Here is a 14,608-nt window from a genome sequence, read left to right on the forward strand (position 1 = left end):
CCATAATGGTATTCAATGGATTTCAGGATGCCGGTTTTTAGACTGGCACCCTATCTCACTTAACTAACTAAGCATCGGTTTCAGAAAACGTCCGGTATGGGAAACTTTTATTTCAGCAACTTCCTCAGGTGTCCCAGCAGCGATGATCTGCCCACCGCCTGAACCGCCCTCGGGGCCCAGGTCTACGATCCAGTCTGCAGTTTTGATAACGTCTAAATTGTGTTCTATTACAACTATCGTATTACCATGGTCGCGCAGGCGGTGCAGAACATCCAATAACAGTTGGATATCGGCAAAGTGTAGGCCGGTTGTGGGCTCGTCGAGGATATATAAGGTTTGCCCTGTATCTCGCTTGGAGAGTTCGCGGGATAGTTTCACTCGCTGGGCTTCACCGCCGGAGAGCGTGGTGGCTGCCTGGCCGAGCTTGATATAGGAGAGGCCTACATCCATTAGGGTTTGTAATTTTTTGGCGATTACCGGCACGGGATCAAAAAACTCCCGAGCATCTTCTACTGTCATCTCCAGCACTTCGTGGATATTCTTGCCTTTGTAGTGTACTTCCAAGGTTTCACGGTTATAGCGTTTACCATGGCAGGTATCACAGGGTACATAGATATCTGGTAAGAAGTGCATTTCCACCTTGATCACGCCGTCACCCTGACAGGCCTCGCAGCGCCCGCCCTTAACATTAAAGCTGAAACGTCCAGGCTTATAGCCGCGTGAACGAGCTTCTTGGGTGCCGGCAAACAGATCGCGAATTGGAGTGAAGATGCCGGTGTAGGTAGCCGGATTGGACCTTGGGGTACGCCCGATGGGGCTTTGGTCTATATCCACGCACTTGTCGAAGTTTTCCAGCCCATGGACAGCCTTGTAAGGGGAGGCCTTTAGGGTGGTGGCCTTGTTGAGGGCAGTGGCAGCAAGCGGATACAAGGTGGTGTTAATTAACGTGGACTTGCCGGAGCCTGAAACACCCGTGATACAGGTAAATAGCCCAACGGGAATCTCTAAGTCAACATTCTGCAAGTTGTTACCGCTGGCTCCTTCGAGTCGCAGAACATAATCGGGGGCAGGGATGTAACGCTCTTCTGGTACGGCAATTTTCTTTTTACCTGACAGGTATTGGCCGGTTAGGGATTTCTTGCACCTGGCAATCTTATCAGCGGTGCCAGCCGCGACCACTTCGCCACCATGAACGCCGGCACCGGGGCCGATATCGACAATAAAATCGGCACTGCGAATGGCGTCTTCGTCGTGCTCAACAACGATTACGGTATTACCAATATCACGGAGGTGGGTAAGTGTATTCAGTAAGCGCTCATTATCCCTCTGGTGTAGACCGATGGAGGGCTCGTCGAGGATATACATTACGCCGACAAGGCCGGCACCGATCTGACTGGCGAGGCGGATCCGTTGTGCCTCACCGCCGGATAGGGTTTCTGCACTGCGGTTCAGAGTCAGGTAGTTCAGACCTACATCTACAAGGAAGCGAAAGCGGTCTCGCAGCTCTTTAAGAATCTTATCGGCGATCTCTTTCTGTGCGCCTTTGAAGGTCAGTTCGTGGTCGAAATAATCAAAGGCGTCGCCAACGGGTAACTCGGTAATCTGTGCCAGTGTACGGTTATCCACAAATACATGTCGAGCCTCACGGCGCAAACGGGTGCCGTGACACTCAGGGCACTTTTGTGTGCTCAAGTATTTAGCCAGCTCTTCGCGTACAGACTGGGATTCTGTATCCCTATAGCGGCGCTGGAAGTTGGGGATAATCCCCTCGAAGGTATGCTGGCGCACGGTGACATCACCGCGATCATTGACATAGCTGAAATCGATTTCCTCATCGCCACTACCCTGCAGGATAATTCTGCGATGGGTTTTACGAAGCTTTTTCCAGGGTTTGTCGAGGTCGAATCCGTAATGTTCGGCGAGGGAGTCGAGCATATGGTAGTAATAGATATTGCGTCGGTCCCAGCCGCGAATGGCGCCCTCGGAAATACTGCTTTCCTGGTCGAGAATCACCTTGTCTTCATCGAAGAACTGCTTGACTCCCAGGCCGTCACAGCTGGGACAAGCACCGGCAGGATTGTTAAAGGAGAACAGGCGTGGCTCCAGCTCATCCAGTGAGTAGTCACATACTGGACAGGCATGGCGGGCTGAAAAGAGGCGGTCTTCCTGGTCACCGTCCATAAAGCTGATGGAAGCGATACCATCAGTGAGATTTAAAGCGGTCTCGAAGGATTCAGCCAGGCGCAATTGCAGGTCTTCACGTACCTTAAAGCGATCTACCACCACCTCAATGGTGTGCTTGCGGCGCTTATCCAGCTTGGGGGTATCGTCCAGGTCGCAGATAAGCCCATCGATACGTGCACGTACAAATCCGTCTCGACGCAGCTGCTCGAACACATGTTGATGCTCGCCTTTGCGATCGCGAACCACAGGTGCCAATAACATGATCTTGCTGCCCTCTGGCAGGGCTAATACCTGGTCCACCATCTGGCTAACAGTTTGGGCCTGGAGTGGCTCATTGTGCTCCGGGCAGCGAGGCTCACCTACCCGGGCAAATAATAGCCTTAGATAGTCGTAAATTTCAGTGATGGTACCCACTGTAGAGCGCGGATTGTGGGAGGTGGACTTCTGCTCAATGGAGATGGCAGGAGACAGGCCCTCTACGGTATCCACGTCGGGCTTTTCCATCATCGATAGGAACTGACGCGCATAAGTGGAGAGAGACTCAACATAACGGCGCTGGCCCTCTGCGTAGAGAGTATCAAATGCCAGGGAGGATTTACCGGAACCAGACAGTCCGGTTATCACGATCAGCTTGTCGCGGGGAATGTCGAGATCGATATTCTTCAGGTTGTGGGTGCGCGCACCCCTTACATAAATCGTGTCCACGCTCTACCTATCTACTGATAATACTGGGCCGGACTTCGAACTTGTTACGCTCAGGGCGATCACAACTGCGGTGCCGGAAAAACAGCCAAGTATAAACTCGCTACCCGATGTGCCAAAATCGTCTGCCGCAAATATCCAACAGCCAAGCAGATTGAATTGATGATTCCCGTAATTCTCTGTGGCGGCACAGGTTCTCGTCTGTGGCCGCTCTCCCGTGAAGCCTACCCAAAGCAATTTTTACCTTTAATTGGTAGCGAGACCATGTTGCAGGCTACGGTGCGGCGCTTGGAGGGAATACAGCAGCTGCAGGCCCCCATTTTGGTGTGCAATGAGGAGCACCGCTTTGCAGCTGCAGAGCAATTACAGGAGATCGGCCATGGAACTCAGTCTATCCTGCTGGAGCCCTGTGCGCGCAATACGGCGCCGGCTATCGCTCTTGCGGCTTTAGCGGCTCTGGAGGGTGGTGATGACCCGTTGCTATTAGTATTGCCGGCGGATCATGCTGTGGCTGATGTCACGACTTTCCAAGAGGCTGTGCAATCGGCAAGTGCCTTGGCGGAGCAAGGGCACCTGGTAACATTTGGAATTGTGCCAACACGTGCTGAAACGGGATATGGCTATATTCGCCGTGGAGAGCTCTTGACAGCAAAGGCCTGGAAAGTGGCGGAATTTGTCGAGAAGCCTGACTCCCAGGCGGCTGAGTCTTATCTGACAGGAGGTGAGCATTGCTGGAACAGTGGCATGTTCTTATTTCGCGCTTCCCGTTACCTGGAAGAGCTGGGGCAGCACCGTGGAGATATACTCACCGCCTGCCGAGAAGCCTATAAAGGTGCTGTTAGGGATTTAGACTTTACACGTGTGAATAAAGTCGCTTTTGCTGCCTGTGCTGATGAGTCCGTGGATTATGCGGTGATGGAGCTCACTGAATCTGCCGCGGTGGTGCCAATGGATGCGGGCTGGAGCGACGTAGGTTCTTGGCTCGGACTCTGGGAACTGGCAGAACGGGATACCGATGACAATCTGCTACATGGAGATATCCTGCTGGAAGAGAGTGAGGGTTGCCTGGTGCGATCAGAGAGCCGTTTGGTAAGCCTGTTGGGAGTGAAGGATCTGATAGTTGTAGACACTGATGATGCTTTGCTGATCGCTGAAAAACAGCGGGTTCAGGAGGTTAAGAAGCTGGTTAACAGTCTCAAGCGCTCTGGCCGCAGCGAGGCCCAGCGCCATCGCAAAGTCTATCGTCCCTGGGGCTATTACGACTCTATTGATGCCGGACCGCGCTTCCAGGTCAAGCGTATTGTAGTTAAGCCGGGACAGCAGTTGTCCTTGCAGATGCACCACCACCGCGCCGAGCATTGGATCGTAGTGCGGGGTACCGCCAAGGTAACTCGTGGTGAAGAAGAGCTGTTGATCACAGAAAATCAGTCCACTTATATCCCCTTGGGGGTGGTGCACAGATTGGAAAACCCTGGAACCATTCCCCTGGAATTAATTGAAGTCCAATCCGGCAGTTATCTTGGAGAAGACGATATAGTCCGCTTTGATGATGACTATGGTCGCGGTTAGAAAAGCCCGAAAGTTGTACGCCTTCCACTACAGCCTGGCGGCTGCTCGCTGTACAATGCGCGCCCAATTTAACGCTGTTCCGGGAACTGCATGAATTCCACTGAGCGCCGGGCCCTGGGCGGGCTGGCTTCCCTTTATGTCTTTCGCATGCTCGGCCTGTTTATGGTATTGCCGGTTCTCACAATTTACGGTGAGGGTTATCGCGATAGCACACCGATGCTATTGGGATTGGCGATGGGTGCCTATGGGCTGAGCCAGGCACTGTTACAGATTCCTTTGGGCCTTCTGTCCGACCGCTGGGGACGTAAGCCGGTTATTTATACTGGCCTCGCAGTTTTTGCCTTAGGCAGTGTTATTGCCGCGCAGACAGACTCTGTTTATGGCCTGATTGTGGGTAGGATTCTACAGGGATGTGGAGCGATTGCCGCAGCAGTGATGGCGCTGGTTGCTGATCTCACCCGGGATGAGAAGCGAGGCATTGCCATGGCTATCATAGGGGCCTCTATAGGGGTGGCATTTATGCTGGCGGTAATATTGGGCCCTGCTCTCGCGGGAGCAGGGGGACTCCCGGTTATCTTCTGGGTGACAGCAGGGCTGGCAATTCTGGGGATGTTGCTGGTCTGGCGAGTGGTGCCCACTCCCCAGGTGGCAAGGCGCCCAGCGGTTTTCAGCGGTGGTTTTCGTAAGGTTTTGGTTAGTGGCCTTACCTGGAGATTGGTTTCAGGAGCGTTTTTTTCTCATCTCTTATTAACAGCTATGTTTGTCGCCCTTCCATTGGTGTTGGTCGACAGGCTTGGCTGGCCGGCGGGAGAGCATTGGAAACTATATGGCCCGCTGATGCTGGGTACTTTTATCCTGATGCTGCCTCTGATGCGGGCGGCAGAGCGCAGCGATAGAGTGGGGCTCGCTTTGAATTTTGCCTGTGTTGCCCTGGTGGGGGGGAGCGCGGCATTGCTGCCTATAAATGGCCCCGTAGCTGTTGTGCTACTGCTAGGTATTTTCTTTACTGGTTTTAACCTGCTTGAAGCTCTGTTGCCAGCCCAGCTGACTCGCAAAGCACCTGAGAATGCCCGTGGCGCAGCTTCAGGGCTCTATGCCACACTGCAGTTTTTCGGCACTTTTGTAGGCGGTAGTCTGGGGGGATACCTTTTTGGCCTTGGGGGTGCCAGTGCCGTAGCATGGCTCGGTTTTTCCGTTCTGTCTGTTTGGATTCTGCTTTGGTGGTTGTTGCGGGAGCGGGAGGCAAAAGCTCGAGAGGGTAGTGCTTACTAACTGGTAGTGTCTGTTGTATGCTGCTGGATAAAAATACACTGGTCGCCAATCTGGGCGGTCGCGCATTGTTGGTGTGAGTCACCTCACATCTTAAATATTGAATGATTATTGCCTGGGTAGGACCTGGGTCGAAGAGAGGAGAGGGCCATGGCCAGGGGGATCAACAAAGTAATTCTGATTGGTAATTTGGGTAATGATCCAGAGACCAAATATATGCCGAGTGGCGGTGCGGTCACTAATGTGAGCTTGGCAACCAGTGAGAGCTGGAAGGACAAGCAGACCGGTCAGCAGCAGGAGCGCACTGAGTGGCACCGGGTGGTATTCTTTAACCGCCTGGCCGAGATTGCCGGTGAGTACCTGCGCAAAGGCTCTAAGGTGTACATTGAGGGCTCTCTGCGCACCCGCAAATGGCAAGATAAGAATACTGGTCAGGACCGTTACACTACCGAGATTGTTGCCAGTGAAATGCAGATGCTCGACGGCCGTGGGGAGCAAGGAGGTTTCGGACAGGGTATGGGTGGTGCCGGAATGGGTGCTGCTGGCATGAGCGGCCAATCTATGGGCGGTAGCCAGGGTGGCTACGAGCAACAACAGAGTGGTTTCCAGGGCGGTTATCAGCAGGGAGGTCAGGATTCCTTTGCTCAGGGGCGCACGGCGCCATCACCAATGGCACCGTCCAGCAAACCGCAGCCGCAGCCTAACCAGGGGCCAGCGGGTGGTTTCGATAACAGCTTTGACGACGATATTCCCTTCTAAGCCCATCCAGTGTCTGATCTACATACCGGTTATAAGCCGGACACGGTAGCGGTCATTACTGCTGGTAACGATATCGACAGCGCTCTGCAGAAACGCCTGCAGCGCGCTGGCTTTCGTGTTCAACAGCTTTTACCCGCAGAGCTCGACCAGCTGCGACCAAGCTCGATTGTTATCAATGCCTCGGCCTGCGCAGACAGCCAGGGCATGCCAGAGTCTCTGCAGGTGGCTAAGCAGCTCGCGAGAGGACTCTGTCAACATGTTATTCACCTTTCCTCTTATCAGGTATTCGCTGGAGGTGAACAGCGGAGATATGATGAGGATGAAGTGGCGGATCCACAGGCTCGAAGTGGTCGCCAGTGGTTGGCTTGTGAGCGTGCCCTGAGTGGATTAGAAAACCTGACTATCCTGCGATTTGGCTGGATGGTGGATAGCAACCTGGAAGCCCTGCTTGCGCGGGTATTACGGGGCTTTATAACTGGTGAACCGCTCGAACTGGATGGTATCAATAACGGTAATCCGGTTACTGTTCTCGATTTGTCTCGTGTGACGGTAGCGATAGCACAACAGCTAGCCAGTGGTGCCTTTGCTCCAGGGGTTTATCATTACGGAAGTTCAGACAGCTGCACCGCTATAGAGTTTGCGTTAGAGGTTGTGGAGCGGGCACAGTCATTTCACGATGAAGAGCGGTTTGTGCAACTCAGTGCATTAGAGGATTCTGGTCAAAAGGATCGCAGTGTTGTGCTGGCCTGTGGAAAATTGAGGGATGTGTTTGGCATTCAGCAGCACAGCTGGCGCCAGGGGCTCACCCGACAGGTAGAGCTTTGGTTAGAACGTTTGGGTGCAGAAAAGTCTGGTTAGGTTTCTATCAGCAAAGATAAAAAAGGCGCCTATATGGCGCCTTTTTTTGTTTAGATCTTGTCGAATACTAGGCAGGCGTTAGTACCACCAAATCCAAAACTATTAGACATGGCCCGCTTGATCTCACTGTCGCGAACTTCGGTCACCAGATCCATACCCACAGCTGCAGGGTCCAGATTCTCTACATTGGCAGATGCAGCGATAAAGTTGTTTTGCATCATCAGTAGACTGTAAATCGCCTCTTGTACGCCAGCGGCGCCGAGGGAGTGGCCTGTAAGGGACTTGGTAGAGGCAAATGCTGGAACTGTGTCACCAAAGACTTCACGCATAGCCTTCAATTCAGCCACGTCTCCAACTGGGGTTGAGGTGCCGTGGGTATTAATGTAATCCACGTTACCTCTCAGTCCTTTGCCGTCCATTCCCGCTAACGCTTGTTGCATACAGCGGGTTGCACCCTCACCACTGGGGGCGACCATATCGTAACCATCAGAGGTTGCGCCGTAGCCGGTCAGCTCGGCATAGATGGTGGCTCCACGGGCTACAGCGTGCTCCATTTCTTCCAATATCAGGCAGCCGCCGCCACCGGCGATAACGAAGCCATCCCGGTCGGCATCGTAGGGACGTGAGGCCTTCGTTGGGGTATCGTTATATTTGCTCGATAGGGCGCCCATTGCATCAAAAAGGTGAGTCAAACTCCAGGCTAGCTCCTCACCACCACCTGCAAAGACAATGTCCTGCTTACCCATCTGGATCAGCTCGGCTCCATTCCCTATACAGTGCGCACTGGTGGCACAAGCGGAAGAAATGCTGTAGTTCACTCCCTTGATCTTGAATGGGGTGGCTAAACAAGCGGAAACGGTACTGTTCATTACCTGAGGCACCCGGTAGGCGCCCACGCGCCTTACGCCCTTTTCCTTGAGGGTATGGGCCGCATCAATAATTTGCTGGGTGGATGTGCCGCCTGAGCCCATCACAATACCTGTGCGCGGGTTGGATATCTGATCCTCCTGCAGGCCTGACATATCAATGGCCTCTTGCATGGCTATATATGCGTAGGCGGCTGCATCACCCATAAAGCGGAGCTGCTTTCTATCGATATGTTCCTTGAAGTCGATATCGACCTGGCCCGCTACCTGGCTGCGCAGGCCGAGCTCCCGGTACTCCTCCTGAAAGCGGATTCCGCTGCGTCCTTCTCTCAACGAGGCGGTGACTTCTTTTGTATTGGTGCCGATACAGGATGTAATACCCATTCCGGTAATGACTACCCGACGCATAGTGGTCTCCAGCATAGCTTGTCGGTAGAGGACTACATGATTTCTACCGACAATGGTTTACGGTGTGTTTAAAAATTATCGGTACGGGTAAATAAGCCTACGCGAAGATCCTTAGCTGTGTAAATTTCACGGCCGTCTACAGCAACGGTACCATCGCCAATTCCCATAACAAGCCTGCGCTCAACAATACGGCTCATCTGGATGTGATAGGTGACTTTCTTGCTGGTGGGCAAAATCTGACCGGTAAATTTGACCTCGCCACAGCCGAGTGCGCGACCGCGCCCGGGGTTACCTTTCCAGGCCAAAAAGTAGCCGAGTAGCTGCCACATTGCATCTAACCCGAGACAACCGGGCATTACCGGATCGCCTGGAAAGTGACAATCGAAAAACCAAAGGTCGGGGTGAATGTCCAGTTCCGCAATCAGTTCTCCCTTACCGAAGGCTCCGCCTTCCTTTGAGATATGTGTGATGCGATCCAGCATCAGCATATTGGGAGCGGGCAGTTGTGCATTGCCAGGGCCAAACATCTCGCCCCGGGAGCAGGTCAGTAGCTCCTCTCTGCTATAGGTGCTTTTTTGAACAAAATTACTCATTTTTTCCCCGTTGGTGGGTGGTTACGCAATCCATACTGGGCGTTTTTGTAAGAGCGGGCATTCTAAGGGCTCTGTGTCGCTTGTCTAGTCGGTCAGGGCTGTTTTTGTGACTGGCGCTGGAATTGCTTTCACAATCTTAGAGCATTCAGTAGTAGATTTTATGGTCCAATAAGGGATTTTAGCGTCATTATCTGTAAGTGAATGACCCTAACAACTATGATAAGTTGCCGGCCAAGCACTGGGTGCGCTCGTTTCAAAATTATGGGGGAGCATAATGCTCAAGAAATGTTTATTCCCGGTTGCCGGTTACGGCACCCGCTTCTTACCTGCTACGAAAGCCATGCCCAAAGAGATGCTGCCTCTGGTGAATAAGCCACTGGTGCAGTATGGCGTAGAGGAAGCGATAGAAGCCGGGCTGACGGAAATCGGCTTTGTCACTGGTCGGGGCAAGCGCGCCATCGAAGATCATTTCGACACCAATTTTGAGTTGGAACACCAGATAGCGGGTACTGGTAAGGAACGATACCTTGATTCCGTTCGCAAAGTCATTGATAGCGCCAGTTTTTCCTATACGCGCCAGGGAGAAATGCGCGGTTTGGGGGACGCAATTCTTCAGGGGCGCCGCTTGGTAGGGGACGAACCATTCGCTGTAGTGCTGGCAGATGACCTGTGCCTGAATGAGGAGTTAGGCGTACTTGCGCAGATGGTGCAGTTATACAAGCAGTTTCGCTGCAGTATTGTTGCTGTCGAAGAGGTGCCTACTGAACATATCCACAAATTTGGTGTGATTGCGGGCAATGAGATCAAGCCCGGTTTGTACCAGGTTACCGATATGGTGGAAAAGCCGACGGCCGAAGAGGCGCCAAGCAATAATGCGATTATTGGTCGCTATATTCTGACTCCAGATATCTTTGACCTGATACGCGATACTCCTCCCGGCAAGAATGGAGAGGTACAGATTACCGATGCGCTGCTAGCCCAGGCCCGTCAGGGCTGCGTTTTGGCCTACGCATTTAAGGGGCGCCGATTTGATTGTGGTTCGGTTGAAGGCTTTATCGAAGCTACGAACCATGTCTATGAGAATGTTTACCTGCCCAAGCAGGCTGCCCAGGAGAAGAAGTAAGTGGCTGAGCTTACCTGTTTTAAGGCCTATGATTTACGCGGTCGTGTGCCGGAAGAGTTAAATCCAGATGTTGCGTATCGTGTGGGGCGTGCTTTTGCCCAATTCCTCGGAGCGCGACGGGTTGTAGTTGGGCATGATATTCGTTTGACCAGCCCTGAACTGACCGATGCTCTGGCGAATGGTTTACGCGATACCGGTGCTGACGTATTTCATATTGGCGAGTGTGGCACTGAAGAAGTTTATTTTGCCACTTCCCATGGGGATTTTGATGGCGGCATCTGTGTAACCGCGAGTCATAACCCTATGGATTACAATGGTATGAAATTTGTCCGTGCAGGAAGTAGTCCAATTAGTGGCGATACTGGTCTGTTGGATATCAAGCGATTGGCAGAGCAAAATAACTTTGCCTCAGCACCAAGGCGAGGTGATCTATATCGCTTTGAACACCGTGTCGATTTTGTAAAACATTTGCTGTCTTATATCGATAGCACGGCTTTGAAGCCACTCAAGCTAGTGGTAAATGCTGGTAATGGCGGCGCTGGTGCAGTGGTTGATGCCTTGGCACCGCATCTGCCATTTGAATTTGTACGAGTACACCATCAGCCGGATGGTAACTTCCCCAATGGTATTCCCAATCCAATTTTGCCGGAAAACCGTGCAGCGACTGCGGAAGCTGTGAGAGAGTGTGGTGCCGATTTCGGGATTGCCTGGGATGGCGATTTCGACCGCTGTTTCTTCTTCGATGAAAAAGGTGAATTTATCGAAGGTTATTATGTGGTAGGCCTGCTTGCAGAGGCATTTTTGCTCAAAAATGATGGTGCGAAAATTGTTCATGATCCACGCCTGCTGTGGAATACCGAGGACATTGTCCATGCAGCTGGCGGGGAGCCCGTGCAGAGCAAGACCGGTCATGCATTTATCAAAGAGCGCATGCGTAAAGAAGACGCTATCTATGGCGGTGAAATGAGTGCGCACCACTATTTCCGTGACTTTGCTTACTGTGACAGCGGTATGATCCCCTGGCTTTTAGTGGCAGAGCTGGTAAGTCGCAGTGGTAAATCTTTGTCTCAGTTGGTGAGTGAGCGTATGGCTGCTTTCCCCTGTTCTGGGGAAATTAATTCTAAGGTGAAGGATGCCGCTGAATTACTAAAAATGGCCGAAGCAAAGTATGCTCCGGGAGCTGAGAGCGTTGAGCATGTAGATGGCTTGAGTGTGGCTTATCCCGATTGGCGCTTTAACTTGCGTATGTCCAATACCGAGCCCGTAGTACGCTTAAATGTTGAGTCCCGTGGGAATGAGGCGCTAATGCGTGAAAAAACTCAAGAGCTTCTTGATTTAATTCGCGCTTGAAAAAGATAGAGTAAATACAGTAGTTAAAATTTAAGAGACCTGTTTAAGGTCAGTCAAAAATTTGGCTGGCCTTCCCTGCCTAAATTAATAATATAATTACTAGTAAATAAAATTTCATATTTTAATCTGTTGTCCCGTAAGTCTAAAGCGGGCGGATATTTCTGGTAATAGAGTTTTGCATGGTATTTAAATATTGTGCATAAATTTTCCACCGTTCATGGACGCATGCAACAATTGCTGTCGCATAGACCAAATATTCATACTGATGCCTGTTCAATTTGAACCGTCCAAATGACCTTCTGACTTTACCAAAAAACCAAAGCTTCCTTTGTTGATTACAACTGTATCCAGTATTTTTTTGCAGCTATAGGGTCCTTAGTATACATAGAGGAATATTGTGTATTTGCAAAATTAAAAATTCCAGCTTATTGCTGCAAGGATTGTTGTCATGCAGGAATTTGTAATCCACTACGTATGATGAAGTTAATTCACCTCTAGTGATCACAAGGTTATTTTGTGGGAATATTTCAGGTGCTAATCTAAATTGATATAGGGCAGTGGATGGCCTCATAATTTTTCTTCTGGGTATTTTCCATTGGAGGAAACTTTGAAGCTGTTTTCCTTCAAACTGATGGTGCTAAAGTTTCGTTTGGTATTTATGGGCCAAAAATAATAAATGCCTAAATCTTTGATATGGCTAAGTTTTTGGTCCTGCTTATTTAATTTTTCGGATAAGTAGTGCAATAGCTTGGCTACAAATGGCGGTGTTGCATTTATAGGGAAGTAACCTGGCTCGATTTTTGTAAAACTGTGATTAAGAGTTATAGAGGCTGCAATTTGGAGGATGACTCTTTAATTCGCAACGTATTGTTACAAATATTGCCCACCTTGTAAGTGAGGGGAGTGCACTCAGGTATGGGGAGTACTTATGTTCCTGGAGGCGTATTTGAGTGATAGGGCCACTAACTAATATAGTTGGTGGCCCGGCTGCTGTGGCTAAAAGTGCTATACGCTTCTCTCTACGGCAAAGCTGGCCAGTTGTTGCAGAGCCAGCTTTTGTTCGCAGTTGGGTAGGAACTCCAGCTGCTCTTTAGCGTTGTTAACAGCGGCACGTGCACGCTCCATGGTGTAGTCCAGGGCGCCGCAGGCTTCAATCGCGTCGACTATCTCGGATAGTTTTTCCGCGCTGCGTTGCTCTATCGCTTCTTTTACCAATTGGGCCTGATCTTTGCTGCCATTGGCCATGGTATAGATTAGTGGCAGGGTTGGTTTGCCCTCCGCCAGGTCGTCACCTACATTTTTCCCAAGTTCTTCTGGGTTGCCACGATAGTCGAGAGCATCATCCACAAGTTGGAAGGCAAGGCCCAAGTGGCGGCCATAGAGTTTCAGGGCCGTTTGTTCCCCGTTGGTGCAGTTAGCCATTACGGCGGCAGTTTCACAGGCGGCTTCAAACAGGGCGCCGGTCTTTTTGTGGATAACCGTAAAGTAATTGTCCTCGCCCACCGCGGGATCACCAGCATTTACCAGCTGCTGAACCTCACCCTCAGCAATAGTATTGGTGGTGTCGGAGAGGATTGCCATGATATCCATATCCCTGAGGGCTACCATCATCTGGAAGGCGCGGGAATAGAGGAAGTCCCCCACTAGCACGCTAGGAGCATTGCCCCATTTTGCGTTAGCTGTGAGGCGGCCACGACGCATGTCGGATGTGTCCACCACATCATCGTGCAGTAATGTGGCGGTATGGATGAACTCGATGATAGTCGCGAGGTCAATGTGGCTCTCCCCCTTATAACCACAGGCACGTGCACAGAGAAGCACCAGAAGAGGGCGCAAGCGCTTGCCGCCGGCTTCGACCAGATAGTGCCCTATGTTTTCCACCAGAGGAACGTCCGAGTGCAGTTGATCGAGAATGCGCTGGTTGACCGCGGCAAAGTCTTCGGCGGCGACCCGGTGAAAAGGCAGCATGTGAGAGTTCCTTATACGACTAGACTGGCGCCCCCCGGGGCCCGGGCAGCAAAGGGGCGCTATTGTATCAACCCGACGAATTGATTAGAATCTGCGCCCCGTCAATTGCGGGCTTCATGTGGCTATTCAGCTGCTTTGGGGTCGTTTGGCGAATATAGATGTTAAACAACACGGCGCAAGCTCCCGAAATGCGGAGCAGTGACTCAATAGTCCTCCCGCTGCTTCGTGTCGTCCATATCGGAGCATAGAAATATGTACGCTGTTTTTGAGAGCGGTGGTAAGCAACACCGTGTAGAAGAGGGCGAAGTTCTTCGCCTGGAAAAGCTGGAAGTAGCTACCGGCGAAACCATTGATTTCGACAAAGTGCTGATGGTCGTTAATGGCGACAAGATTAACATCGGCGCTCCCGTTGTAGATGGCGCTAAAGTATCGGCTGAAGTAGTGAGCCACGGCCGCGGCGAGAAGGTGAAAATCATCAAATTCCGTCGTCGCAAGCACTCCATGAAGCGCCAAGGCCACCGTCAGTGGTATACCGAAGTCAAAATCACTGGCATTAAGGCATAACAGAGGAGTAACGACTCATGGCACATAAGAAAGCTGGCGGTAGTACGCGAAATGGTCGCGATTCCGAGAGTAAACGCCTGGGCGTGAAGCGCTTTGGCGGCCAGTCTGTAGCAGCAGGCAATATCATCGTTCGTCAGCGTGGCACCAAATTCCACGCAGGTATTAACGTTGGTATGGGCAAAGACCACACCCTGTTCGCCACTGCGGACGGCGTTGTGAAGTTTGAAGTTAAGGGTCCCAACAACCGCAAGTTTGTTTCTATCGAAACTGCTTAAGCGGTCATTAGCCCAAGCTTCATAAAAAGCCCCGCTATTGCGGGGCTTTTTTGTTGGAAAAGTCGCAGAAAAGCGGCGACGGGAAGTTAGGGTGGCAGGTGCCCACAGGGGGCGGCTTGT

12 protein-coding genes are annotated in these 14,608 nt (G+C 51.6%); 8 read left to right on the plus strand and 4 right to left on the minus strand.

What is annotated here, in order from left to right; all coding sequences use genetic code 11:
* Positions 1-63: 63 nt before the first annotated feature.
* Positions 64-2,889, minus strand: a complete 2,826-nt coding sequence (gene uvrA, locus ACJJI7_RS09395) for an excinuclease ABC subunit UvrA (protein ID WP_353377125.1) — start codon at positions 2,887-2,889, stop codon at positions 64-66.
* A 159-nt stretch (positions 2,890-3,048) separates the two neighbouring features.
* On the opposite strand from uvrA, the gene ACJJI7_RS09400 reads away from it, so the two are divergent.
* From ACJJI7_RS09400 to ACJJI7_RS09415, 4 genes are all read left to right on the plus strand, one after another.
* Positions 3,049-4,455 (plus strand): mannose-1-phosphate guanylyltransferase/mannose-6-phosphate isomerase, encoded by a 1,407-nt coding sequence (locus ACJJI7_RS09400; RefSeq protein WP_353056942.1) that lies wholly within the window; start codon positions 3,049-3,051, stop codon positions 4,453-4,455.
* Between the two features lie 90 nt (positions 4,456-4,545).
* Positions 4,546-5,727 carry an MFS transporter gene (locus ACJJI7_RS09405; protein ID WP_444902275.1) on the plus strand — a complete coding sequence of 394 codons (1,182 nt, stop codon included), beginning with the start codon at positions 4,546-4,548 and terminating at the stop codon, positions 5,725-5,727.
* A gap of 147 nt (positions 5,728-5,874) precedes the next feature.
* On the plus strand, positions 5,875-6,483 hold the full coding sequence (gene ssb, locus ACJJI7_RS09410) for a single-stranded DNA-binding protein (protein WP_020411420.1): 609 nt from the start codon (positions 5,875-5,877) through the stop codon (positions 6,481-6,483).
* Positions 6,484-6,492: 9 nt separating this feature from the next.
* Positions 6,493-7,341: a sugar nucleotide-binding protein gene (locus ACJJI7_RS09415; RefSeq protein WP_282951732.1), complete on the plus strand. Its 849-nt coding sequence runs from the start codon at positions 6,493-6,495 to the stop codon at positions 7,339-7,341.
* Between the two features lie 50 nt (positions 7,342-7,391).
* On the opposite strand, the gene fabB is transcribed toward ACJJI7_RS09415, so the two are convergent.
* The gene (gene fabB, locus ACJJI7_RS09420; RefSeq protein ID WP_020411422.1) at positions 7,392-8,615 is read right to left on the minus strand and encodes a beta-ketoacyl-ACP synthase I; all 1,224 of its coding nucleotides are present in this window, start codon (positions 8,613-8,615) and stop codon (positions 7,392-7,394) included.
* Between the two features lie 68 nt (positions 8,616-8,683).
* Positions 8,684-9,208, minus strand: coding sequence for a 3-hydroxyacyl-[acyl-carrier-protein] dehydratase FabA (fabA, locus tag ACJJI7_RS09425; protein WP_020411423.1), 525 nt, complete (start codon positions 9,206-9,208; stop codon positions 8,684-8,686).
* Positions 9,209-9,482: 274 nt separating this feature from the next.
* On the opposite strand from fabA, the gene galU reads away from it, so the two are divergent.
* Positions 9,483-10,331: a UTP--glucose-1-phosphate uridylyltransferase GalU gene (galU, locus tag ACJJI7_RS09430; RefSeq protein ID WP_020411424.1), complete on the plus strand. Its 849-nt coding sequence runs from the start codon at positions 9,483-9,485 to the stop codon at positions 10,329-10,331.
* Complete coding sequence (locus ACJJI7_RS09435) at positions 10,332-11,681, plus strand: phosphohexomutase domain-containing protein (RefSeq protein ID WP_444902274.1); 1,350 nt, start codon at positions 10,332-10,334, stop codon at positions 11,679-11,681.
* 1,005 nt (positions 11,682-12,686) lie between these two features.
* On the opposite strand, the gene ACJJI7_RS09440 is transcribed toward ACJJI7_RS09435, so the two are convergent.
* Entirely contained in the window at positions 12,687-13,649 is a 963-nt protein-coding gene (locus ACJJI7_RS09440; RefSeq protein WP_020411426.1) for a polyprenyl synthetase family protein, read from the minus strand.
* Between the two features lie 252 nt (positions 13,650-13,901).
* Between ACJJI7_RS09440 and rplU the strand changes: the two genes are divergently transcribed.
* Together rplU and rpmA are read left to right on the plus strand one after the other, a co-directional pair.
* Positions 13,902-14,213, plus strand: coding sequence for a 50S ribosomal protein L21 (gene rplU / locus ACJJI7_RS09445; protein ID WP_444902273.1), 312 nt, complete (start codon positions 13,902-13,904; stop codon positions 14,211-14,213).
* A gap of 17 nt (positions 14,214-14,230) precedes the next feature.
* Positions 14,231-14,488 carry a 50S ribosomal protein L27 gene (gene rpmA / locus ACJJI7_RS09450; protein ID WP_020411428.1) on the plus strand — a complete coding sequence of 86 codons (258 nt, stop codon included), beginning with the start codon at positions 14,231-14,233 and terminating at the stop codon, positions 14,486-14,488.
* The last annotated feature ends 120 nt before the right edge of the window (positions 14,489-14,608 follow it).

The sequence above is a fragment of the Microbulbifer variabilis genome, from assembly GCF_056232115.1.